Source organism: Aquipuribacter sp. SD81 (genome assembly GCF_037153975.1).
In the GTDB taxonomy this organism is placed as follows: domain Bacteria; phylum Actinomycetota; class Actinomycetes; order Actinomycetales; family JBBAYJ01; genus Aquipuribacter.
In genome coordinates this window covers 74,585-97,575 of the sequence record NZ_JBBAYJ010000001.1, presented here as the reverse complement: position 1 = coordinate 97,575, position 22,991 = coordinate 74,585, and the positions used below count along the sequence as shown (strand labels likewise).

Genomic DNA, 22,991 nt, shown 5'->3' with positions numbered 1-22,991 from the left:
GGGGCGGGGCTCAGGGCCGGCGGGACCGCTCGGCGGCCTCGGACGCCGCCGGGACGGCGGTCGCGGGACGACGTGCCGTCACCGCTCCGGACCGCTGCGGGGACGGGCCCGTCGTCGGGTCAGGTCGCCGGCCCGTCGACGCCGCGCCACGGCGCGGCTCGGACGCAACGCGACCGGGCTCCGGCTCCGCCCGCCCGGTCCCGGGGGTGCCCGCCCGGTCCGACGCCGCCGCAGGGGTCGCCCGTTCCGCGGAGCCGCTCCGCGCACCCTCGACCGGCTGCGCCGCCGCGTCCGCGCGGTCCGCGCGGTCCGCGCGGTCCGCGGCGGGCCCCGTGGCGGACGGCCTGCCCGTGGCCCGCGGCGGGGTCGGCCGGGTCGTGGTCCGGGTGGTCGCTCGGGAGGTGGGACGCGCGGTGGGGCCCGGCGGGTCGACGGCGGGCCCGCGATCGCGCGCGGTCGCCGTGGCCCCCGGCGTCGTCGAGGCCGTGGGCCGGCGGGTGGGCTCCTTGGTGGGTCGCGACGTCGGCGAGCTCGTGGGCCGGGAGGTGGGCGTGGCCCCCGGCGTCGTGGTCCGTGTCGTCGTCGGCTTGGTCGTCGGCTTGGTCGTCGGCTTGGTCGTCGGCTTCGTCGTCGGCTTCGTCGTCGGCTTCGTCGTCGGCTTCGTCGTCGGCTTCGTCGTCGGCGTGGTCGGTCCCGTGGTCGGTCGCGTGGTCGGTCGCGTGGTCGGTCGCGTGGTCGGCTCCGTCGTGGGCCCCGTCGTGGGCCCCGCGGTCGGCGCGCCCTGACCGGTCCCCCGGCCGGGGTCGGACGGCGTGCCGGACGGCGCCTGCCCGCCGGGGACGTCGACCTGCGGACCCTCGCCGGGGCCGCCCACCGGTCCGTCGCCCCCACGGTCGCCGACGCCGCCCGCCGCGCCCGGCGCGCGCTCGAGGCCGACCGGCCACTGCCCTGGGACGGGCTCCGGCGCCACGTCGCCGACGCGTTCCGCGGCGACGACGTCCACCCGCGCCGTCGCCTCGGCCAGGGCGCGCTCGAGGCCGTCCCGCTCGGCCGCGGGAACGTCGTCGAGCAGGTCCCGGACCTGCTCGAGCAGCACCCGGGCCCCGGCGACGTCGCCCTGCTCGGCGGCCAGCAGCGCCGCGGCGAGCGTCACCTCGACGGACTCGGTGGCCTCGACGCCCGCGAGGGTGTCCGGCGCGCGCAGGTCCCACGCCGCGGACCCGGCGCCGAGCACGAGGAGGAGCGCGGCGGCCGCCGCCGCGAGGCCGCGCCACGGGCCCGGACCCCGGTCGGCACGCTCCCCCGCGCCGGCGCGGCGGACCGGCACGACCGGCACCACCGGCACGGCCGGCAGGACGGCGCCGCGGGCCGCAGCACGGCCCCTGCGGCCCCTCCCCCGGTACCGGGCGGTGCCCTCGGCGACCTCGCCGTCGATGGTGCGGGTCCAGCCCGCCAGCAGCCGGGTGAGCTCGTCGTCCGGGTCTACCCCGGCCGGCACGCCCTCCACCGCGGTGAGGTCGACCCGGGCGGCCAGCGCGTCGAGGAGGACGTCGGTCCCGCGCACCGCGGCGAGGGACCCGCCCTGCTCGGGCGGCCGGCCGGTCACCTGCGGCCTCCCGCGGCTCCCCGGGCACCGGCACCGGCACGTGCCTCCTCGGTGTCCTCGACCAAGACCCGCAGCCGCGCGAGGGCGCGGTGCTGCGTGACGCGCACGGCGCCCGGCGACATCCCGAGCGCGGCGGCGGTCTCGTCGGTCGACATGCCGACGGCCACGCGCAGCACGAGGACCTCCCGCTGCTGACCGGGCAGCCGCTCCATGAGCCGTGTCACCCGGTCGGCCTCGCTCGCCACCACGGCGCTGCGCTCCGGGCTGTCGGCCAGCGCGTCGCTCTCGGAGTCGGGCAGGTCCCCGACGGGCTGCTCGCGCCCGAGGGCCTGGCGCTGCGCGTCCGCGACCTTGAACCCGGCCACCCGGAACACGAACGCCTCGAAGGGGCGCCCCGTGTCCTCGTAGTGCGGCAGGGCCGTCAGCACGGCGACGCACACCTCCTGGGCCACGTCGTCCGCGGCCTGCTCGGCGCCGGGGTAGCCCCGCAACCGCGCCCGGCAGTAGCGGTGGACGCGCTGCCGGACACCCGCGACCAGGGTCTCGACTGCATCGGGCTCCCCCGCCACCGCACGGGCCACGAGGCGCGACCAGAGGCTGCGCCCGTCGTCCGGGGCGGTGAGGGTGGTGTCCTGCTGCGACATCGCGCGACGAGACCTCGTCGTTACAGCCGGTGGTCGCGGCGGCCCGCGCACGGGACGGTCGCGCGGCGCGCCGCGCCGTCGCGCCCGGGCCTCGTGCGAGGCCGCGCGGCTCGTCCGTCCATACCAGTCCCCGTCCCGGTGCCGCCCGACCGCGTCGACCGCGCCGGGCAGGGTGCAGCCTAACGCCCGGGCTCAGCGCACCAGGCCGAGCCGGAAGCCGGTGGCGACCGCCTGCGCGCGGTCGGCGGCGTCGAGCTTGCGGAACAGCCGGCGGGCGTGGGTCTTGATGGTGTCCTCGGACAGGAACAGCTCGCGGCCGATGGCGGCGTTGCTGCAGCCGCGGCTCATGCCGTCGAGCACCTGCACCTCGCGCTCGGTCAGCTGCACGGCGCTGCCCCCGGCGCGGCCGCGCGACTGCGCGGGGACCTGGCGACGCGTCGCCTCGCTGAGGGCGGCGGCGAGGGCGAGCGACAGCTCCTCGGGGCTGGCGTCCTTCACGACGTAGCCACGAGCACCCGCCGCGATGGCACGGGCGAGGCCGTCGGCGTCCTCGGCCATCGTCGTCATGAGCACGTTGGCCTCGGGGTGGCGGGTGAGGAGCCGCTTGGCGGTCTCCACACCACCGATGCCGGGCATGCGGACGTCGAGGAGCACGACGCTGGGGCGCTCCACGGGCCACCGCGACAGGGCCTCCTCGCCCGAGGCGGCACCGACGACGCGCGTGATGCCGGGCAGCCCGCCGACGGCACGGCGCAGCTGCTCACGCACGATGGGCGTGTCGTCGACGACGAGGACCGTGGCCACGAGGGCTCCCTTCTCGGGCGCCCCGGTTGGGCGCTCCCGAACCCCTATCGGCAGGTGGGAGCGGCGGGTTGAGGGGCCTCGGGTCGCGGACGCGCGGGGCTCAGGCGCCGACGGCGGTGACGATCCGCTCGGCCGCGCCCTCGAGGTCCGCGACGTGCTCCGCCCCCGGGGGCGTGTCCGCGCCCGCCCAGCCGGGACCGCCGAGCAGGAGCAGCGGGCTCGGTCGCAGCCGGGGCAGCTCACGGAGCTGCTCCGGGTCGCGCACCCGCAGCTGCGCGTACACGAGCACGACGGCCGGGCCGCTCCGCCGCACCGCGGCGGCCAGCGCCGCCCGCGGCACCCTGACGCCGAGCAGGCGGCAGGCGACGCCGCGCTCGGCCAGCGCCGCCGTGAGGACGTGCAGCGGCAGACCGTGCTGCTCCTCCTCCGCCGCGGCGAGCAGGACGGGCCGGGAGTTGCGCGGGTGCCGCAGACCGGCGGCCACGCCGCGCAGGCACTGCAGGACGCTCTCGGTCAGCACGTGCTCGACCTCGATGCCGGCGCCCGTGTCGTGCCAGCGCCGGCCGAGCGCGACGAGGACCGGGGCCACGAGGTGCTCCCACGTCCGCACCGTCCCGTGGCGCTCGATGTGCTGACGCACGAGCCGCACGCACTCGTGCGAGTCGAGGGTCGCGGCCGCCCGGGTGAGGCCGCGCACGGCCGGGGAGCCGTCGGGGAGCGACACGACCTGCGCCACGGCGGGTCCGTCGCCCAGCGGCGCGCGACCGCGCGGCGCCGTGCTGCTGCCCGCGGCGCGCCCGAGGGGTGCGTCGGAGCCGTCGAGCTCGTCGAGCTCGTCGAGGCCGTCAAGGAGGACGGTGTCGTCGAGCGGGCCGCCGGCCGGTTCGTCGAGGTCGCGCAGGAGCCCGCTCAGGCCGTGCGGGTCCGACGACGCCCCGCTGCGGTCGCCCCCGTCGGGACGCGCGGCGCCCGCCCCGGTGGGGTGGTCGTCACCGGGGGCGCGGCGCGGCGCGGCGACCGCCGCCCGGGACACGGGCCAGACGTCCTCCCCCACGGGAGGCGACGTCGAGGCGCTCGGCCCGCCCACGGGGACGGGTCGCCCGGCGATGGCGGTGACGCTGGCCAGTCCCAGGTCGTCGGGCACCTCGCTGGTGCGCGCGATGCCGGCGGCCTCGGCCGGCGGGACACCCTCGAGGGTGAGCCGTCGCATGACCATGAGCCGCCCCACGTCGGTCGCGGAGTAGCGGCGGTGCGAGCCGGCGGTGTGCTCGGAGGGGCCCAGGCCGTAGCGGCGGTCCCAGGTGCGCAGCGTCGCCGGGGCCACCCCGAGACGTCGGGCCACCGCCGCGACGGTGAGCATGGGTCGGGGGACGACGTCGCCGCCCTGCCGACCCGCAGGAGCCTCGGCCATGGCGCGATTGTGGCGACCCCCCGGCTTGATCGCACACGCAGGAGCGGTTTCGGCGCGATTCGTGGGCTTCAGGAGGGTTGGGTCTCACCCGGACGGGGCATGAGGTGAGTGGGACCAGGTCGCGAAGCGCTGCGGAACAACCCCTGCACCGAGCCGTCTGCTCTCGAACCACCTACGAACAACTCGGGAACGGCCCTTGAACAACCTCTGGCGCGGTTGCTAGGTTCACACCAGCAGCCGGGACCCCGAGGACGGGGCACCGCACCGCAGACGAACCGCAGACGCAGGAGGAACCCATGGCCGAGATCTCGCGACTGCCCGGCCCCGTGGCCGAGCTCTGGGACTGGCAGCTCGAGGGCGCGTGCCGAGGCGCCGAGACCTCGCTGTTCTTCCACCCCGAGGGCGAGCGCGGGCCCGCGCGGCGCAACCGCGACGCCGCCGCCGTCGCCATCTGCCAGGCGTGCCCGGTGGTGCAGCAGTGCCGTGAGCACGCGCTGGCCGTCCGCGAGCCGTACGGGGTGTGGGGTGGCATGACCGAGGACGAGCGCGAGGCCGTCTACTCCCGTTCGCGCCGTCTGGCCGCCGCCGGCTGAACGAGCCCCTCCGCCCGGGTCGCACTGACCCGGACCTCCTGCCGCCGAGGCCCCGCCGGCTACGACGCCGGCGCGGGCGGGTCGTAGGGGGTGAGGAGCTGGTCGACCGGGGCGTGGTCGTCGCGCAGCACCGGCGCAGCGCCCACCCAGCGCCAGAACGGTTCGCCCGTCACCAGGCGCTCACCGCCGCCGCCCGTCCGCTCGCTCCCCGGACCGGCCTCGTCGAGGCGTGACAGCGCCGCCTCGACCGCGGTCGTGTCCAGCGGTGACTGCGAGGCCACCAGCACCGTGTTGCCCCCCTCCTCGCGCGCGAGCCGGGCCTCACCCGCCAGCACGCCGACGTGGTCGAAGACGCCGGCGAGCGTCGCGGCCTCGGCGCGCGCGAGCCGCTGCTCGCCGTGGTCGATGACGTTGAGCACGTAGACCCCGTCCGGCCGGAGCACGTCGCGCACGCCGGTGGCGAACTCGGCCGTCGCGAGGTGCCACGGCACCGCGAGGTCACCGAAGGCGTCGCCGACGACGACGTCGGCGGAGTCGTCGGGCAGCGCCTCCAGCGTGAGCCGCGCGTCGCCCGTCACCACCCTGGTAGACGCCGGCGCGTCCCAGCCGAGCCGTTCGCGCGCGACGTCCTCCAGCGCCGGGTCGATCTCCAGCACGGTCGAGCGGCTGCCGGGCCTGGTCGCCTCGAGCCAGCGCGGCAGGGTGAACCCGCCCGCACCCACGTGGACGACGTCGAGGGGCCCCTCCGGCCGCGACGCGAGCACGGCCCCCACGAGCCGCGTGTAGCGGAAGTGCAGGTGCTCGGGGTCGTCGGGGTCGACGGCGGAGTGGCGCAGGGAGTCGAGCACGAGCACCTGCACCTCCCGCCCGTCCGCGGTCGTCTCCGACGTGACGGACACGCAGTAGTACGGCGTCTCCCGCTCGCACGGCGACCCGACCGCGAGCCCCGCCCCCGCGAGGCCCGAGGCGGCGACCGCGACCACGGCCACGACGGCCGCGCCGCCGCGGTCCCGGGCCACGGCCGTCGCACCGGAGCGGTCCCGCAGCGCGAGGGCGAGCGCGAGCCCGAGCACCACCATGGCGCTGCCGGTCAGCACGACGACGACGCGCGTGGGCAGTGCGGCGACGAGGACGAAGCCGGTGGCGAAGGTGCCCGTGAGCGCGCCCGCGGTGCCCACGGCCGACAGGTGCCCGACGACCCGGCCGGTCTCGTCGAGGTCCGCGAGGCGCAGCTTGACGACGAGCGGCGTGGCCGCGGTCAGCAGCAGGGCCGGCGCGAGGAACGCCAGCGCCGTCACGAGGACGGTGCCGGCGGCGCCGGTGCCGCGCAGCGCCTCCCCCGCCCACGCGACGAGCGGGACCACGGCGAGGCCGAGCAGGCCGCCCCCGGTCACCACCGGACCGAGCAGCCGGCGCGGGTCGTGGGTGTCCGCCCAGCGCCCGCCCCACCAGGAGCCCGCGGCGATGCCCGCGAGCACGACGCCGATGATCGCGGTGTAGGTGCGCAGCGAGTCCCCGACGTAGGGGGCGAGCAGCCGGGCCGCGAGGATCTCGAGGACGAGCACGGCCGCGGACGTCGTGAACACGACGAGCGCGGCCACCCACTGCGGCAGGCCGCGCCGGTCGCCGACGGCGGGCTCGGTCGTCCCCGCGGCGGCGCTCACCGTCACGACGCTACCTGCCCGCCGAGGGACGCCTGCGCGCCCCCGACGACGGAGGGCCCGCCCGACCGGTCAGGTCGGACGGGCCCTCGTCCCCGCGCCGCGGCGCGGGTCGTGCGGGGCTCGCAGGTCAGTGCGAGTGGCCGTGGCCGTGGCCGTGCCCGTGCTCCTCGGCCTTCGGCTCGGGCTTGTCGACCACGAGCGCGTCGGTCGTGAGGACCATGGAGGCGATGCTCGCCGCGTTGCGCAGGGCCGCCTTCGTCACCTTGACCGGGTCGACGATCCCCCGGGCGACGAGGTCGGTGTGCTCGCCGGTGGCGGCGTCCAGGCCCTGGCCGGGCGGCAGCGCCGCGACGGCCTCGACCTGCACGGCGCCCTCGAGGCCGGCGTTGCTCGCGATCCACCACAGCGGGCGGGTGACGGCGCGGCGGACGATGTCGACGCCGACCGCCTCGTCGCCCTCGCGGTCGAGGGAGTCCAGCGCGGAGCGGGCGTGGACGAGGGCGGAGCCGCCGCCGGCGACGATGCCCTCCTCGATCGCGGCCCGGGTCGCGGACACCGCGTCCTCGACGCGGTGCTTGCGCTCCTTGACCTCGACCTCGGTGTGCCCGCCGACCTCGATGACGACGACGCCGCCGGACAGCTTCGCGAGCCGCTCCTGCAGCTTCTCGCGGTCCCAGTCGGAGTCGGTGCGCTCGATCTCGGCCTTGATCTGTCGGACGCGGTCGCCGACCGCACCGCTCTCGCCGCCGCCGTCGACGAGGGTGGTGTCGTCCTTCGTGACGACGACGCGGCGGGCGGCGCCGAGCACCTCCAGGCCGACGGTGTCGAGGCTGAGGCCGACGTCCTCGGACACGACCTGCGCGCCCGTGAGGACGGCCATGTCCTGCAGCATCGCCTTGCGGCGGTCACCGAAGCCGGGCGCCTTGACGGCGACCGCCGTGAACGTGCCGCGCATCTTGTTGACGACGAGCGTGGACAGCGCCTCGCCCTCGACGTCCTCAGCCACGAGGAACAGCGGCTTGCCGGTCTCGAGGACCTTCTCCATGAGCGGCAGCAGCTGCGCGACGGTGCTCACCTTGCCGGCCACGAGGAGCACGTGGGCGTCGGTGAGGACGGCCTCCATGCGCTCGGGGTCGGTCACCATGTACGGCGACAGGTAGCCCTTGTCGAACTGCATGCCCTCGGTGAACTGCAGGCTCACACCGGTGGTGGAGCCCTCCTCGACGGTGATGACGCCGTCGCGGCCCACCTTGTCGAAGGCGTCGGCGAGCGTCGCGCCGATCTCGGGGTCCTGCGCGGACACCGTCGCGACGTGCGCGACGGAGCCGGAGTCGGTGACCTCGACGGCGATGTCGTCGAGGCGGGCCTCGATCGCGGCGACGGCCGCGTCGATGCCGCGCTTGAGCGCGGCGGGGCCGGCGCCCGCGGCGATGTTGCGCAGGCCCTCGCGGACCATGGCCTGCGCGAGGACGGTCGCGGTGGTCGTGCCGTCGCCGGCGACGTCGTTGGTCTTGGTGGCGGCCTCCTTGGCCAGCTGCGCACCGAGGTTCTCGAAGGGGTCGTCGAGCTCGATCTCGCGGGCGATCGTCACGCCGTCGTTGGTGATGACGGGCGGGCCGAACGACTTGTGGAGCACGACGTTGCGGCCGCGCGGGCCGAGGGTCACGCGGACGGCGTCGGCGAGGGTGTCGACGCCGCGCTCGAGGGACTTCCGGGCGGACTCGTCGAAGGACAGGCTCTTGGGCATCTCGCTCCAGGGTGGCGGGTGGGGTGAGTGATCAGGCGACGACGCCGCCCGCGGCCGGGGGCCGGGGCGGCGTCGGGTGCCTCGCGTCCCGGGGGACGCTCAGCTCACTTCTCGATGACGGCGAGGACGTCGCGCGCGGAGAGGATGAGGTACTCCTCGCCGCCGTACTTGACCTCGGTGCCGCCGTACTTGCTGTACAGCACCGTGTCGCCGACCTGGACGTCGAGCGGGATGCGCTTCTCGCCGTCCTCGTCGAAGCGACCGGGACCCACCGCGAGGACCTTGCCCTCCTGGGGCTTCTCCTTGGCGGTGTCGGGGATGACGAGGCCGGAAGCCGTCGTCTGCTCGGCCTCGAGCGTCTGGACCACGATGCGGTCCTCGAGCGGCTTGATGGAGACAGCCACGTGTGACCTCTCTTTCGCGACAGGGGCGGCCGGCCGGGCGGCCGACCGGAACGGTTGTGGTCCGCCGGCCACGGGACGTCGTCGCGGGTGCCGACCCGTCGTCCGGCGAGTTGGCACCCGATGCCGTCGAGTGCCAGGTCGACAGTAGCCAGCGGGTTAGCACTCGGTCAACCTGAGTGCCAGCGTCCTGCTCCGGCCGGGCGGCTGGCAGGATCGGCGCGTGACGGCGGCGGACGAGGGGACCGGCGCGGCCGGGCTCGCCGCCCTGCTGCGCCCGGACGGCTGGGCGCTGCTGGGCGCGCTGCCACCGTACGACCCGGACCGCGCGCTCGCGCTCGGCGAGCGCCTGCGCGCCGACGGCGTGCCGGCGGAGACGGTCGCCGCCGCCCTCACCCAGTCGCGGTTGCGGGCGGCGGCGCGGGCCAAGCTCGGCGGGTTCGCGGACGGGATGCTCTTCACCGCCGACGGGCTCGAGCAGGCCACGCGCCTGCCGGTGGCCGCCCGGCACGCGGACCGGCTGCGCGCCGCGGGCGCGACCCGGGTCGCGGACCTCGGCTGCGGCATCGGCGTCGACGCGCTCGCCGTCGCCGGCATGGACCTGGCGGTGGACGCCGTCGAGCGCGACGAGGCGACCGCGGCGGTCGCGACGGTCAACCTGCGCCACTTCCCCCGCGCGCGTGTCCACCTCGGCGACGCGACGGGCTTCCCGGACGCGCTGCCGCTCGCACGGCCCGGGACGACCGACGGGGTCGACGCGGTGTGGACCGACCCGGCGCGCCGGGCGGGCGGCCGGCGGGTCACCGACCCCGAGCGCTGGAGCCCGCCGCTGTCGTGGGCGCTCGGCCTGCCCGGGACGGGGGTCCGGGCCGTCGGCGCGAAGGTCGCCCCGGGGGTCGACCACGACCTCGTCGCCGCGGACGGTCCCGCCGCGGGCTGGACGGCGGCGTGGACGTCCGTCGACGGCGACGTCGTCGAGGCGGTCCTGTGGTGGGGCGCCGCGGCCGTGCCGGGGACCCGGCGGACCGCGACGGTGCTGCGCACCGTCGAGCGCGACGGCGCCACCCAGGTGCAGGAGGTCGGCACGCTGTCGGACGCCGGGCTGCCGCAGGCGCCGGTCGGCGACGTCGGCGAGGTGCTGCTCGAGCCGGACGGGGCGGTCATCCGCGCCGGGCTCGTGGGGCACGTCGCCGCGGAGGTCGGCGGCCGCCTCATCGACCCGTCCATCGCCTACGTGACGACCGACGAGGCCGTCTCCCACCCGCTCGCCCGCGCCTACGAGGTGCGCGCGGTGCTGCCGTGGGGGCTCAAGCGGCTGCGGGCGCACCTGCGCGAGCAGGGCGTCGGGCGGGTGACGGTGAAGCGGCGCGGCAGCCCGCTGGACCCCGAGGAGCTGCGGCGGGCGCTCCGGCTGTCCGGCGACGGCGAGGCGACGGTCGTGCTCACCCGCCGGGCGGGCGAGCGCGTCGTGCTCGTGTGCGACCCGCTGGGCTGAACGCGGCTCGCCCGGGCCCTCAGAGGACGGTGACGGCGCGGTGGCGGCCCACGCCCGCGGGCGCCCCGGCGGCGACGGGCGTCCCGGGCGCCGGCTCGTCGGGCGCGACGGGCCAGCCGTCGCGCGCGAGCAGCTGCTCGGCGGTCTCGGAGCGCCCGGCCACCGCGACGCCGACCTCGGCGCGCAGGCGGTGGCGGCGTCCGTCCACGTCGACCGGCGCGTCGAGGGTCCGGCGGACGCGCCCGACCACCGTCGGGACGTCGGCCTCGTCGGCCAGGCCCTCGCAGCAGACCGTCAGGCGGCGCCCGTCGACGGCCGCGACGAGGTCCCCGCTGCGCACGGTGCCCACGAGGCGCTGGGAGGCGCAGGCCAGCAGCCGGTCCTCGAGCTCGCTCGGGACGCCGTGGGCGGGTGCGGGCAGGTCGACGTGCACGAGCACGACCGTCCGGCCGGCCCGCCGGCTGCGCCCCAGCGCCCGGCCCGCGTGGGCGAGCAGGGTCTGCCGGCCCGGCAGCCCGGTGACGGGGTCGTCGCCGCCGTGGCCGCCGCGCCGGTCGGCGTCGTGCAGCTGGGTGAGGAAGCTGTCCGGGCGCCCGTCGGGGTCGCGCAGCAGCGTCGTCTGCACCCGGGCGGTGACGACGCGCCCGTCCGCGCCGACGTAGCGGCGGCGGGCGTCGACCGAGTCGACCCGGCCCTCGACGAGGTCGCGCGTGGCCCGCACGGCGGCGGCCCGGTCGTCGGGGTGGATGAGGTCGCGCGGGGTGAGCCGGAGCAGGGTCGCCGCGTCGGTCCGCAGCACCTCGCACAGCCGGTCGGTGACGGCGAGCCAGCCGCCGTCGACACCGACGAGCCCCATCGCCACGCCCGTGCTGCGGAACACCTGCTCGAGCCGCTGCGCCGTGGCCGAGGGTGCAGGGGCGCCCGGCCCCGGGCCGGCGTCCGGGCGGACGTCCGAGCCGACGTCCGGGGCGACGTCCGCGCCGCCGGCGCGTCCGTCGAGCGGTCCCGTGTGCACGTGCGCCTCCTCCTACCCGCCCGACGGCGGTGCCCCCGGGGCATCGGCACGGCCCGGCGCGGGCTTGACCCGCGCGGCGCTACGCGAGCACCCGGCCGACCGTCATGGCGGGGTCGGTGGGCAGGTCGAGCCCCGACGGCTCGCGGCCGGCCTGCACGAGCAGCGAGCCCAGGGCCGCGACCATCGCGCCGTTGTCCGTGCACAGCGCCGGGCGCGGGATGCGCACGGCGACGCCCCCGGCGGCGGCGCGCTCGGTGACGAGGGCCCGCAGCCGGCTGTTAGCCGCGACCCCGCCGCCGAGGACGAGGTGCGACACGCCCTCGCGGCGGCACGCCGCGACCGCCTTCGCGCTCAGGACGTCGACGACGGCCTCCTGGAACGAGGCGGCGACGTCGGCGACGGGCACGTCGCGGCCGGCGTCCCGCGCCCGCTCCACCCAGCGCGCGACGGCGGTCTTGAGACCCGAGAACGAGAAGTCGTCGGTGTGGTCCCGCCCGTGGCGGCCCGTCGCCTGGGCGCCGGTGAGCCCCCGCGGGAACCGGATCGCGGCGGGGTCGCCGTCGCGGGCGGCCCGGTCGACGTGCGGCCCGCCGGGGAACGGCAGGCCGAGCACCCGGGCCACCTTGTCGAAGGCCTCCCCCGCCGCGTCGTCGAGCGTCTGGCCCAGCACGTCGATGTCGGCGGTGACGTCGTCGACCCGCAGCAGGCTGGAGTGCCCGCCGCTCACGAGCAGCGCGAGGGCGACGTCCGGCAGCGGCCCGTTCTGCAGCGAGTCGACCGCGACGTGCGCCGCGAGGTGGTTGACCCCGTACAGCGGCACGCCGAGGCCGAGGGCGAGCGCCTTCGCGGCGGACACGCCGACGACGAGCGCGCCCGCGAGCCCGGGCCCGCTCGTGACGGCCACGGCGTCGACGTCGTCGAGGCGGACGCCCGCCTCGGCGCACGCCCGGTCCAGGGTCGGCAGGAACGCCTCCAGGTGCGCGCGGCTCGCGACCTCCGGCACGACGCCGCCGAAGCGCGCGTGCTCCTCGACGCTGCTCGCGAGCGCGTCCGCGAGCAGCGTGCCGCCGCGGACGAGGCCGACACCGGTCTCGTCGCACGAGGTCTCGATGCCGAGGACGAGCGGGCCGTCCGCACCGGGGGCCGCGGGGCTCACCCGCGCTCCGCCGTCACGAGGTCGAGCGTCATAAGGACGGCCGCCACGCGGGCCGCGTCGGGCGCCGCGGCGGCGTAGTAGCCGGGCCGCCGCCCGACCCGGCCGAAGCCGGCACGGGCGTACAGCGCGAGCGCGGCGTCGTTGTCCTCGCGCACCTCCAGGTGCAGCCGGCGCGCGCCGTCGGCGCGGGCGCGGGCGCACGCGCGCTGCAGCAGCGTCGCGCCCAGGCCCCGGCCGCGGGCGGCGGGCAGGACCGCGACCGTCTGCAGCTCGGCGTCGGGTCCGTGCGCGGCGGTGCCGGCGTAGCCGAGCAGGCGGCCGTCGGCGTCCTCGGCGCGCTCGTACACCCGTCCGTCGGCCGCGAGCTCCGACAGCAGCGCCTCACGGCTCCACGCGTCCGGACCGAACGCCTCCGGCTCCGCGGCCGCGACCTCGTCGACGTCCCACCACCGCAGCCGGCGCACCCGGACGCCGGTGGCGACGAGCCCCTCGGGCGCAGGGGGTGCGGCGGGCACGCTCACCCGCCCACCCGCTTCGGTGCGCCGGGCTCGCGGGCGTCGGGACGGCGCAGGTACATCGGGTCCGCCGGCAGCGGCTGGGGGCCGGTGCCGGCGAGCGAGGCGACGGCCAGCGCCGCGACGTGCACCGCGGACGGGTCGAGCGGCAGCCCCTCGGCGGGGGTGCCGAGGACGTCGGGGTACAGCAGCGCACCGCGGCCCACGACGGGGACGAGGTGGGTGCGGGCGGCGGCCGCGGCCGAGGCGGGTTCGCCGACCTCGGGGTCGGCGACCCGTCGCCCGTCGCGGTACGCCGCCCAGTACACCTCCCGGCGCCGCGCGTCGGTGGTGACGACCGCGTCGACGGGACCGCCGGCGGCCACGACGCCGGCGTGCAGGGCGTCCAGGCTGCACACGCCGTGGACGCGCACCCCCACCACGTGGGCGAGGGCGCGCGCGGTCACGAGGCCCGCGCGGAGCCCGGTGAACGGGCCGGGCCCGACGCCGGCGGCCACAGCCCCGAGGTCGCGCGGGCCGAGCCCCGCCTCGGCGAGGACCTGCTTGATCGTCGGGGCGAGCAGCTCCGCGGGACGGTTGCCCTCGTGGACGTGGGCCTCGGCGAGGACCTGCCACGTGGGCGCCGGCGCACCGGCGGCCGTCGGGCCGCCGCGCAGCAGGTCCGGGGCGTCGGGCGCGTCGGGCGCGTCGAGGACCGCGACCGTCACGGTCGTCGTCGAGGTGTCGAGGCCGAGGACCTTCACGGGGGCGGCTCCTGTGCGGCGGCGCGCGCGAGCGCGGCGAGGTCGAGGGGCCGTGTGCGGCCCTCGAGGCGGACGTGGACGGTACGGGGCGCGACCGGCTCGGACGGCTCGGACGGCTCGGACGGCTCGGACGGCTCGGACGGCTCGACCGGCTCGGACGGCTCGGACGGCTCGGACGGCTCGGACGCGGGGTCGCCGCCCTCGGGACGACGCAGCGTGACGCGCACCAGGCCCGGCGCGAGCCGCTCGGCGAGCCCGGCGCCCCACTCCACGACGACGACGGAGGCGTCGAGGTCGGAGTCGAGGTCGAGGTCGTCCCACTCCAGGCCGTCGCCGACCCGGTACGCGTCGACGTGCAGCAGCACGGGCCCGTCGGGGCGGGGACCGGCCGGGTCGGGCCGCTGGTGGCGCGCGAGCACGAACGTCGGCGACGTGACGGGCGAGGTGACCCCCAGGCCCCGGGCCAGGCCCTGCGTGAGGGTCGTCTTGCCCGCCCCCAGCGGGCCGTCGAGGACGACGACGTCGCCGCCGGCGAGCCGGGCGCCGAGCGCCTCCCCCAGGGCGCGGGTCGCCTCGGGCGTCGGGCACACGACGGTCACCTCGCGCGCGGGCCCGTCCGGCGCGGCGGTCCCCGGGTCCGCGGCCCGCGCCTCAGGCACCTCGGCCCTCGAGCGGGCGCACGAGGCGACCCACCGCGTCGGCCGCGTCGGCCAGCGGGCCCCGTCGCCGGCCCCGCGCGCCCCGCCGACGACCGTGGGCCGGCTCCGCGGGCGCAGCGGCCCGCGCGGCGCGCAGCGCGCGGGTGACGAGGTCGAGCAGGTGGCCGGTGACGACGTCGGGGTGCTCGAGCATGACGAGGTGCCCGGCCTGGCGGACCACGACGTGCTCGGCGCGCGGCAGCGCCCGGACGATCTCCTCGCTGTGCCGCGGCGGCGTCATGCGGTCGGAGTCGCCGACGAGCACGAGGGTCGGCAGGTCCGCGAGCGCCCCGAGGGCGTCCTTCTCGTCGACCTCGGAGAAGCCCGGCAGGTAGTCGGAGACGACCTCGATGCTCGTGCTCGCGATGATGCCCGCCACGAAGCGCGTGAGCTCCGACGGGACGGGCGAGGCGAACGACCAGCGCCGGACCACGAGCGTCTCGATGTCGGAGACCATCCGGCGCCCGCGCGTCACGAGCTCCGGGCGGCGCGCGAGCACCGCGAGCAGGTTCGGCGCGACGCGGCTCACGGCGCCCCCGCCGGGCAGCCCGAAGTCGAGCGTGGCGAGGTCGCCCGCGCTCGTGGCGACGAAGCCGACGCCGTGCACGCGCGTGCCGAACAGGTCGGGGCGGCGCTTGGCGAGGCTCATCACCGTCATGCCGCCCATCGAGTGCCCGACGAGCACGACCGGGCCCTCGGGTGCGTGCGCGTGCAGGACCTCCTCGAGGTCGCGCCCGAGCCGCGGGATGCGGGCGCTGCCGGGCGGACCGGGCTCGGAGCGGCCGTGGCCGCGCTGGTCGTAGGTGACGACGCGGTAGCGCCCGCGCAGCGCGAGACGCTGGAAGTGCCACGACTGGCTCGACAGGCCGTAGCCGTGGACGAGCACGACCGTCAGGCCCGGCTCCTCGTCCGCCGCGCGCGGGGACGGCTCGTCGACCTCGACGTGGAGCCGCACCCCGTCGTCGGTGTGCAGCTCGTACTCCTCGCCGCGCACGGACCCCAGCAGCGCGAGGCCCTCGCGGTCGAACAGGTCTCCGGCCCGGCGCCGCCGCGCGCGCACCCGGTCGCCGGCGACGCCGACGGCCACGCCGGCCCCCGCGACGGCGAGACCGGCGCCGAGGCCGACCCAGCGCCACGGCGCCTCGACGGGGCTCACGCGGGCTCCTCCGCGAGCAGCACCTGGCCGGTCCCGACGTGCCGGCGGGGCAGCCGCGAGCCCAGCCGGGCGACGACCTCGTAGGAGATGGTGCCCGCCCACTCCGCCCACTCCTGCGCCGTGGGCTCGCCGCGGTCGCCGGGACCGAGCAGGACGACGTCGTCGCCGACGGCCTCGTGCGCGCCGGGCCCGAGGTCGACGACGACCTGGTCCATGCAGACGCGCCCGACGACCGGGGCGCGCCGTCCTCCGACCCACACCTGCGCGCGGCCGGTGGCCGCGCGGGGCACGCCGTCGGCGTAGCCGAGCGGGACCAGCCCCACGACGGTGTCGTGCGGCGCGGTCCACACGTGCCCGTAGGAGACGCCCTCGCCGGCGCGCACGGCCTTGGTGAGGGCGAGCCGGGAGCGCAGGGTGAGCGCCGGTCGCAGGCCCCACTCCCCCGGGCCGGCGAGGTCGGGCACGGGGCTCAGCCCGTACACCGCGAGGCCGGGCCGGACGAGGTCGAGGTGCAGGTCGGCGCGGGTGAGCGTGGCCGCGGAGTTCGCGAGGTGGCGCCACGTCGGGCGCAGGCCCGCGGCCCGGAGCACCTCGACCGCCTCGGTGAAGGCCTCGGCCTGCGCGTCGATGGTGGGGTGGTCGGGGGCGTCGGCCCACGCGAGGTGGCTGAACACCCCGCTCACCGCCACGAGCCCGTCGCGCTCGGCGGCGGCGAGCGCCGCCGCGAGCGGCGGCAGGTCCTCCACCCGGACGCCGTTGCGGTTGAGGCCCGTGTCCACCTTGACGTGGACGTCGGCGACCTGGCCGGTGGCGCGGGCCGCCTCGAGCAGCGCCTCGACGTGGGAGGGGTCGGACACGCCGATCGTCACCTGGCGGCGCAGCGCCTCGGCCAGCAGCCGTGCGTCCGGCAGCAGCAGCCACGTGAGGAGGGGCTCGTCGACGCCCGCGTCGCGCAGCCGCAGGGCCTCGTCGAGCTGGGCGACACCGAGCCACGTCGCCCCGCCCGCCACGGCCGCCCGCGCCACCGGCACGAGGCCGTGGCCGTACGCGTCGGCCTTGACGACCGCGAGGACGGGGGTGCGCGTCCTCGCCGCGAGCGCGGCGACGTTCGACGCGACGGCGTCGAGGTCGACCTCGACGACGCCCGTGCCGACGTCGGTCGCCGGGACGCGGGCGGCCGTGCCCTGGTCCGCCTCGGGCGCCGGGGCCGCGGGAGCGGCGAGCTGGTCAGTCACGTCCACCATGGTCCCAGTCCCCGGGCGCGTCGCCCGCCGGCACCCCGGCGCGCAGCAGCGGTACCGCCGCGCCGGCGAGGCCGTCGGCCACCACCTGTCGCACCTGCTCGACGACGAGCGCGGCGTGCAGCGGACCGCCCGCCGAGGCCCGGTGCGCGGCGACGGCGTGGACGTGCGCGGCGAGCGTGGCCGCGCGCCCGGGGGCCGAGCCGGCCGCGAGCAGGGCCCCGGCGAGCCCGGCGAGCACGTCGCCCGCACCTGCGGTCGCGAGCCACGGCGGGCCGCCCGGCACGACCGTCGGGGTCCCGTCGGGCGCGAGCACGACGGTGTCGGCGCCCTTCAGCAGCAGCGTGACGCCGAGCCGGTCGGCGACGGCACGTGCGACGTCGACGAGGTCGAGCGGGCCGGCCGCGTCCTCCTGGGCCACGTCGAGGACCTGCGCGACGCGGGCGAGCTCGCCGCGGTGCGGGGTGAGCAGGAGCCGGTCCGGGCGGCGGAGCGTGCCGTCGAGCGAGGCCCGGGCGGCGGCCTCCAGCGCACCCGCGTCGACGACGGCGGGCTCGTCGGTGCCCGTCAGCACGTGGGCGACGCGGGGGTCGTCGTCGGCGGACACGCCGGGCCCGACCACCCACGCCTGCACCCGCCCGACGGCGTCGAGCGGCTGCACGAGCGCCTCCGGCACCGCCTGCAGCACGAGCGGCCCGACGGGGTCGGTGGCCGCGGCCCCGCCGTCCGCGGGCACGTAGCGCACCATGCCGACCCCGGCCGCGGCGGCGGCGCGGGAGCAGAGCACGGCCGCCCCGGGGTAGCGGTCGTCGCCGGCGACGACGCCGAGCACGCCGCGCGAGTACTTGTCGGCGTCGCGCCACGGCTCGGGCCAGCGCGCGGCGACGTGCGGGCCGGGTCGCGTCGGGTCGCCGCCGTCGAGCACGAGCCGGACGGCCGGGGGCGGCAGGTGCTCGCCGAGCCCGAGGTCGACGACGACGAGGCGCCCGACCGCGTGCCGGCCCGCGGGCAGCAGGAGGCCGGGCTTCGCGGCGCCGAAGGTGACGGTGAGGTCGGCGGGCAGCACGGGCCCGGCGAGCGCGCCCGTGTCGGGGTCGAGCCCGCTCGGCAGGTCGCACGCGACCACGGCCCCGCGGCGGAGGTGCACCCGCTCGAGCACGGCCCACGCGGCCCCGCGCACCGCGCCCGAGGCGCCGATGCCGAGGACGCCGTCGACCACGAGGTCCGCGTCGCGCACGAGGTCGGCCGCGGCCGTGACGGCGGCGTCGTCGGTGCCGGGGTCGGCGGGCACCGTCACGACGCGCCCGCCCGCCGCTCGCAGCGCCGCGGTGCCGCGCGCGTGGGCGCGCTCGGCGAGGAGCAGGGCGGTGACGCCGGCCCCCCGCGCGCGCAGCGCGGCCCCCGCCAGCAGCGCGTCGCCGCCGTTGTTGCCCGGCCCGACGAGCAGCACGACCCGGCGCCCGCTCACCCGTCCGGTCCGCTCGCGCAGCAGCGCGGCGCAGTGACCGGCGAGGGCGTGCGCGGCGGCCGCCATGAGGTCCGCCCCGGTCGCGAGCCGGGCGGCGTCGGCGGCCGCGACGTCCGCCGCCCGCCAGGCCTCGAGCAGCTCCCCCGGGGCGTCCGGGCTCCACCAGCCGTCGGTGCTCATGCGTCCGAGCCTGGGTGCCCGCCCTCCGCGACGCACGTCGCCGCCGCGATGCCCGCGTCGTGGGACAGGCTGAGGTGCAGCCGCTCGACCCCGAGCTCGGCCATCCGGCGGGCGACGGTCCCGCTCGCGTGGACGCGGGGGGCCGCGCCGGGCTCGCGCGTCACCGTGCAGTCGTGCCAGCGCAGCCCACCCGGCGCGCCGAGGGCCTTGGCGATGGCCTCCTTCGCGGCGAAGCGCGCCGCGAGCGACGCCGGCGGCAGGTCCCGCTCCGCCTCGGTGAACAGCCGCTCGCGCAGGGCCGGGCTCCGGTCGAGCTGCGCGAGGAAGCGGTCGACCGCCACGACGTCGGTGCCGACGCCGACGATCACCGGCCGTCCCCGGCGCTCACTCGACGGTCACGCTCTTGGCGAGGTTGCGCGGCTGGTCCACGTCGAGGCCCTTGGCGCCCGCGAGCTCGCACGCGAAGACCTGCAGGGGCACGACCGTGACGAGCGGCGCGAGCAGCGGCGGGGTCCGGGGCACGCGGACGACCTCCTCCGCGTACGGCACCACGTCGTCGTCGCCCTCCTCGGCGATGACGATCGTCCGCGCGCCGCGGGCCCGGATCTCCTGGATGTTGGAGATGACCTTGGCGTGGACGGAGTCGTCGCCCTCGGGGCTCGGCACGACGACGAACACGGGCTGGCCGGGCTCGATGAGGGCGATCGGGCCGTGCTTGAGCTCGCCGGCGGCGAAGCCCTCCGCGTGGATGTACGCGAGCTCCTTGAGCTTGAGCGCGCCCTCCAGCGCGACCGGGAAGCCGACGTGGCGCCCGAGGAACAGCACCGAGCGGGTGTCGGCCATCCACCGGGCGATGGTGCGGACGTGGTCGGAGGCGTCCAGCACCTTCTGCACCTTGTCCGGCACGGCGTGCAGCTCGTCGAGCACCCCGCGGATGCTCGCGGCGTCCAGGGTGCCCCGCAGCTGCGCGAGGTAGAGCCCGAGCAGGTACGTCGCGGTGATCTGCGCGACGAACGCCTTCGTGCTCGCGACGGCCACCTCCGGGCCCGCGTGGGTGTAGAGGACGCCGTCGGACTCCCGCGGGATGGTCGAGCCGTGCGTGTTGCACACCGCGACGGTCGTCGCGCCGAGCGCCTTGGCGTGGCGGACGGCCATGAGGGTGTCCATCGTCTCGCCGGACTGGCTGATGGAGACCACGAGCGTGCGCGGGCCGATGACGGGGTCGCGGTAGCGGAACTCGTGGGAGTACTCGACCTCGACCGGGAGCCGGGCCCACCGCTCGATCGCGTACTTCGCGACCATCCCGGCGTAGCTGCTCGTGCCGCACGAGACGATGACGACCTTCTCGACGCCCGCGAGGGCGGCCTCGTCGACGTGCATCTCGTCGAGCACGAGCCGGCCCTGCTCGTCGGAGCGGGCGAGGAGGGTGTCGGCGACCGCCTTCGGCTGCTCGTCGATCTCCTTCGCCATGAACGTGTCGTAGCCGCCCTTCTCCGCGGCGGCGGCGTCCCACGTGACGGTGTACGGGCGGCCGGCGACCGGCGCCCCGGCGAAGTCGGTGATGGTGAAGCCGTCGGGACGAACCTCGACGACCTGGTCCTCGCCGAGCTCGACGGCCTCCTTCGTGTGGTCGATGAAGGCCGCGACGTCGCTGCCGAGGTACGTCGCGTTGTCGCCCACGCCCACGACGAGCGGCGAGGAGCGCCGGGCGCCGACGACGACGTCGGGCTGGCCGCGCCACACCGCGAGCAGCGTGAAGGCGCCCTGCAGGCGCTGCACGACCTCGCGCATCGCCCCGGCGAGGTCGGTACCGCCCTCGGCGAGGCGGCGGGCCAGCAGGTGCGCGACGACCTCGGAGTCGGTCTCGCTGTGCAGCGTGACGCCCGCCGCGGTGAGCTCGGCGCGCAGCGGCGCGAAGTTCTCGATGATCCCGTTGTGGATGAGCGCCACCTGCTCGTCCCCCGACACGTGCGGGTGGGCGTTGGCGTCGGTCGGGGCCCCGTGCGTCGCCCAGCGCGTGTGGCCGATCCCGGTGCGGGAGGAGTACGCGGGGACCTCCGCGGTCGACTCGGCCGCCGTGACCGCGTCGACGAGGCGCGCGAGCTTGCCGGAGCGCTTGACGACGTGCAGGGAGTCGTCGGCGACGAGCGCCACGCCGGCGGAGTCGTAGCCGCGGTACTCCAGGCGGCGCAGGCCGCCGAGCACGACGTCGAGGGCACTCGGCGCGCCCGGCCCACCCGTCACTCCTACGATTCCGCACATGCCGGCGAGTCTAGGAGCCTCGTCCGCGTCCGCTCCGCAGGCGGCGACCGCCGCGTCGGGGACCGGGACGGGGACGTCGCACGGACCGGCGACGAGGCCCCCGGCCCCTGGGGCGCCGGCCCCGGACGGCGCCGTCTCCCCGTTCGTCGAGTTCGACCGGCAGGCGTGGAGCCGGCTGCGGGCGAGCACCCCCATGACGCTGGAGGAGGCCGACCTCGCCCGCCTGCAGGGCCTCGGCGACCGCGTCGACCTCGGCGAGGTCGAGGAGGTGTACCTGCCGCTCTCGCGCCTGCTGACGCTGTACGTCGAGGCCAACGACGGCCTGCGCGAGGCGACCGCGACCTTCCTCGGGGAGCGGCGTCCGGCGCGGACGCCGTACGTCATCGGGGTGGCCGGGTCGGTCGCGGTCGGCAAGTCGACGACCGCGCGCCTGCTGCGGGAGATGCTGTCGCGCTGGCCGGGCACGCCGCGGGTCGAGCTCGTCACCACCGACGGCTTCCTGTTCCCCAACGCGGTCCTCGAGCGGCGCGGCCTCATGGGGCGCAAGGGCTTCCCGGAGTCCTACGACCGTCGCGCGCTGCTCCGCTTCGTCCAGGCGGTCAAGAGCGGGCAGCAGCTGGTGAGCGCACCGGTGTACTCCCACCTCACCTACGACATCGTGCCCGGCGCCTCCGTCACCGTCCGGCGGCCCGACATCCTCGTGGTGGAGGGGCTCAACGTGCTGCAGCCCGCCCGCGTCCGCGGCGACGGCCGGCAGGGGGTCGCGGTCAGCGACTTCTTCGACTTCTCGATCTACGTCGACGCCCGGGTCGACGACGTCCGCGCGTGGTACGTCGACCGCTTCCTGCGGCTGCGCGAGACGGCGTTCGCGCGGCCGGAGTCGTACTTCCGCCGCTACGCGGACCTGTCCGACGCCGACGCCGTCAGCACCGCGGAGCGCATCTGGCACGACATCAACGAGCGCAACCTGCGGGAGAACATCCTGCCGACACGTGGTCGGGCGTCCCTCGTGCTCACCAAGGCGCCCGACCACTCCGTGCGCCGGGTGCGCCTGCGCAAGGTGTGAGCCCCGGCGCTACGTGAGCCGCAGCTGCCAGATGCTGTACAGCCCGACCGGCACGAAGCCCATCGCGCGGTTCACGCGCAGCATCGGCCCGTTCTCCAGCGCGTTCCACGTCTGCACGCGCGTCACCTCCGGCCACGCCGCCTCGACGGCCCGCAGGTTGGCGGCCTTCACCACGATGCCGAGCCGGCGGCCCCGGTGGGCGGGGTCGACGATGGTGTCGAACTGGTAGGCGATGCCGGGCGCCCGGCGGTCACGGCCCATCTCGCTGAACGCCACCATCCGGCCCGTCGCGGTCTCGACGGCCCCGGCCGCGACGACGTCGATGCCGCGCCGGTCCCAGTCGGCGTACGTGCGGCGGATGCGGTCGGCGTCCCACGTCTCCGGCCGCCAGTCGACCTCGCCGAGCGGCGGGTCGGTGCTCATCCGCGCGGCTAGCGCGGCGCGGTCGTCCAGCAGGTCCGCCGGCGCGAGCCCCGTCCACGCCCGGGTGGTGTACGCGTCGGCACGGTCCCCGACCTCCGCCTCCACGCCGGCGAGCACCGCCTCCTCGACCGGCAGCCGCACCTGGCTGCGCACCTCGGTCTGCACGAGCCGCGCCCCGCTCGCCCGCGCGAAGGAGGTGCCCAGGTGCTCCGGCGCCTCGCCGGTGCTTACCCGCGGGTCCGCGACGGCCCGCTCGTGGCGCTGCCACGCCTCGGCCGGGTCGGGCCGGTAGCCCGTGCCGCCGACCACCGTGTCGCGCCCCTCCTCGCGCGCGAGCCCCCGGACGGCCTCCAGCAGCCGGCGGCCGAGGCCGCGCCCGCGGTGGGCGGGCGCCACGGCGAGCTCGACCTCGACGAGGTGGGTGTTGTCGAGGTCCGGCGTGAACGCCTTGGCGACCCCGGCCGCCTCCTCGCCCCCAGGTCCCTCGACGAGCGCGAGCGACGCGTGGTGCCGGCCGTTGGCCGTGCGCCACGACGCGACGTGGTACTCCACGGGCTGCGGCTCGAAGGCGTCGCCGACCGTCTCGCGGTCGGCGTCCTCCAGCAGGCGCACCAGGTCGGCGAAGTGCTGCGAGCCCGGGTCGACCTCGACGAGGCGCACGGCGGCGGAGACGGGCGTGCTCACGCGGACCACGGTGCTCCTG

21 protein-coding genes are annotated in these 22,991 nt (G+C 77.6%); 3 read left to right on the top strand and 18 right to left on the bottom strand.

What is annotated here, in order from left to right:
* Positions 1 to 10: 10 nt before the first annotated feature.
* The 4 genes from WAA21_RS00535 to WAA21_RS00520 all read right to left on the bottom strand — a co-directional run bounded on the left by WAA21_RS00535 (position 11) and on the right by WAA21_RS00520 (position 4,465).
* Entirely contained in the window at positions 11 to 1,606 is a 1,596-nt protein-coding gene (locus tag WAA21_RS00535) for a hypothetical protein (RefSeq protein ID WP_336920772.1), read from the bottom strand.
* Positions 1,603 to 2,250: an RNA polymerase sigma factor ShbA gene (gene shbA, locus WAA21_RS00530; protein ID WP_336920771.1), complete on the bottom strand. Its 648-nt coding sequence runs from the start codon at positions 2,248 to 2,250 to the stop codon at positions 1,603 to 1,605. Before shbA ends, WAA21_RS00535 begins: the two co-directional genes overlap by 4 nt.
* Positions 2,251 to 2,442: 192 nt before the next feature.
* Complete coding sequence (locus tag WAA21_RS00525; RefSeq protein ID WP_336920770.1) at positions 2,443 to 3,054, bottom strand: response regulator transcription factor; 612 nt, start codon at positions 3,052 to 3,054, stop codon at positions 2,443 to 2,445.
* A gap of 100 nt (positions 3,055 to 3,154) precedes the next feature.
* Positions 3,155 to 4,465 carry a MerR family transcriptional regulator gene (locus tag WAA21_RS00520; protein ID WP_336920769.1) on the bottom strand — a complete coding sequence of 437 codons (1,311 nt, stop codon included), beginning with the start codon at positions 4,463 to 4,465 and terminating at the stop codon, positions 3,155 to 3,157.
* Positions 4,466 to 4,761: 296 nt separating this feature from the next.
* On the opposite strand from WAA21_RS00520, the gene WAA21_RS00515 reads away from it, so the two are divergent.
* Positions 4,762 to 5,058, top strand: coding sequence for a WhiB family transcriptional regulator (locus tag WAA21_RS00515; protein ID WP_336920768.1), 297 nt, complete (start codon positions 4,762 to 4,764; stop codon positions 5,056 to 5,058).
* A 59-nt stretch (positions 5,059 to 5,117) separates the two neighbouring features.
* Here WAA21_RS00515 and WAA21_RS00510 read toward each other — a convergent pair whose 3' ends face one another.
* The 3 genes from WAA21_RS00510 to groES form a co-directional block, all read right to left on the bottom strand.
* Positions 5,118 to 6,722 (bottom strand): fused MFS/spermidine synthase, encoded by a 1,605-nt coding sequence (locus tag WAA21_RS00510; RefSeq protein ID WP_336920767.1) that lies wholly within the window; start codon positions 6,720 to 6,722, stop codon positions 5,118 to 5,120.
* A 127-nt stretch (positions 6,723 to 6,849) separates the two neighbouring features.
* Positions 6,850 to 8,469, bottom strand: a complete 1,620-nt coding sequence (gene groL / locus WAA21_RS00505) for a chaperonin GroEL (protein WP_336920766.1) — start codon at positions 8,467 to 8,469, stop codon at positions 6,850 to 6,852.
* 104 nt (positions 8,470 to 8,573) lie between these two features.
* Positions 8,574 to 8,873, bottom strand: coding sequence for a co-chaperone GroES (gene groES / locus WAA21_RS00500; RefSeq protein WP_336920765.1), 300 nt, complete (start codon positions 8,871 to 8,873; stop codon positions 8,574 to 8,576).
* 220 nt (positions 8,874 to 9,093) lie between these two features.
* Between groES and WAA21_RS00495 the strand changes: the two genes are divergently transcribed.
* The gene (locus WAA21_RS00495; RefSeq protein WP_336920764.1) at positions 9,094 to 10,365 is read left to right on the top strand and encodes a class I SAM-dependent methyltransferase; all 1,272 of its coding nucleotides are present in this window, start codon (positions 9,094 to 9,096) and stop codon (positions 10,363 to 10,365) included.
* Positions 10,366 to 10,384: 19 nt separating this feature from the next.
* Here WAA21_RS00495 and WAA21_RS00490 read toward each other — a convergent pair whose 3' ends face one another.
* From WAA21_RS00490 to glmS, 10 genes are all read right to left on the bottom strand, one after another.
* A complete protein-coding gene (locus WAA21_RS00490; RefSeq protein ID WP_336920763.1) occupies positions 10,385 to 11,380 on the bottom strand; it encodes a PAS domain S-box protein in 996 nt (331 codons plus the stop codon).
* Between the two features lie 79 nt (positions 11,381 to 11,459).
* On the bottom strand, positions 11,460 to 12,536 hold the full coding sequence (tsaD, locus tag WAA21_RS00485) for a tRNA (adenosine(37)-N6)-threonylcarbamoyltransferase complex transferase subunit TsaD (RefSeq protein WP_336920762.1): 1,077 nt from the start codon (positions 12,534 to 12,536) through the stop codon (positions 11,460 to 11,462).
* Positions 12,533 to 13,057: a ribosomal protein S18-alanine N-acetyltransferase gene (gene rimI, locus WAA21_RS00480; RefSeq protein ID WP_336920761.1), complete on the bottom strand. Its 525-nt coding sequence runs from the start codon at positions 13,055 to 13,057 to the stop codon at positions 12,533 to 12,535. Before rimI ends, tsaD begins: the two co-directional genes overlap by 4 nt.
* Positions 13,054 to 13,794, bottom strand: a complete 741-nt coding sequence (tsaB, locus tag WAA21_RS00475; protein WP_336920760.1) for a tRNA (adenosine(37)-N6)-threonylcarbamoyltransferase complex dimerization subunit type 1 TsaB — start codon at positions 13,792 to 13,794, stop codon at positions 13,054 to 13,056. The genes rimI and tsaB overlap by 4 nt, the downstream gene beginning before the upstream one ends.
* Positions 13,791 to 14,453, bottom strand: a complete 663-nt coding sequence (gene tsaE / locus WAA21_RS00470; protein WP_336920759.1) for a tRNA (adenosine(37)-N6)-threonylcarbamoyltransferase complex ATPase subunit type 1 TsaE — start codon at positions 14,451 to 14,453, stop codon at positions 13,791 to 13,793. Before tsaE ends, tsaB begins: the two co-directional genes overlap by 4 nt.
* Complete coding sequence (locus WAA21_RS00465; RefSeq protein ID WP_336920758.1) at positions 14,446 to 15,648, bottom strand: alpha/beta fold hydrolase; 1,203 nt, start codon at positions 15,646 to 15,648, stop codon at positions 14,446 to 14,448. Before WAA21_RS00465 ends, tsaE begins: the two co-directional genes overlap by 8 nt.
* Positions 15,645 to 16,892 (bottom strand): alanine racemase, encoded by a 1,248-nt coding sequence (gene alr / locus WAA21_RS00460; protein ID WP_442893201.1) that lies wholly within the window; start codon positions 16,890 to 16,892, stop codon positions 15,645 to 15,647. Before alr ends, WAA21_RS00465 begins: the two co-directional genes overlap by 4 nt.
* Complete coding sequence (locus tag WAA21_RS00455) at positions 16,876 to 18,537, bottom strand: NAD(P)H-hydrate epimerase (protein ID WP_336920756.1); 1,662 nt, start codon at positions 18,535 to 18,537, stop codon at positions 16,876 to 16,878. The genes alr and WAA21_RS00455 overlap by 17 nt, the downstream gene beginning before the upstream one ends.
* On the bottom strand, positions 18,534 to 18,905 hold the full coding sequence (locus tag WAA21_RS00450; RefSeq protein WP_336920755.1) for a holo-ACP synthase: 372 nt from the start codon (positions 18,903 to 18,905) through the stop codon (positions 18,534 to 18,536). The genes WAA21_RS00455 and WAA21_RS00450 overlap by 4 nt, the downstream gene beginning before the upstream one ends.
* A 16-nt stretch (positions 18,906 to 18,921) precedes the next feature.
* Positions 18,922 to 20,799, bottom strand: coding sequence for a glutamine--fructose-6-phosphate transaminase (isomerizing) (gene glmS, locus WAA21_RS00445; RefSeq protein WP_336920754.1), 1,878 nt, complete (start codon positions 20,797 to 20,799; stop codon positions 18,922 to 18,924).
* Here glmS and coaA point away from each other — a divergent pair.
* Complete coding sequence (gene coaA / locus WAA21_RS00440; RefSeq protein WP_442893200.1) at positions 20,798 to 21,865, top strand: type I pantothenate kinase; 1,068 nt, start codon at positions 20,798 to 20,800, stop codon at positions 21,863 to 21,865. The genes glmS and coaA overlap by 2 nt on opposite strands.
* A 9-nt stretch (positions 21,866 to 21,874) precedes the next feature.
* Here the strand turns inward: coaA and WAA21_RS00435 are convergent, their stop codons facing one another.
* The gene (locus WAA21_RS00435; protein WP_336920753.1) at positions 21,875 to 22,972 is read right to left on the bottom strand and encodes a GNAT family N-acetyltransferase; all 1,098 of its coding nucleotides are present in this window, start codon (positions 22,970 to 22,972) and stop codon (positions 21,875 to 21,877) included.
* Positions 22,973 to 22,991: the final 19 nt, after the last annotated feature.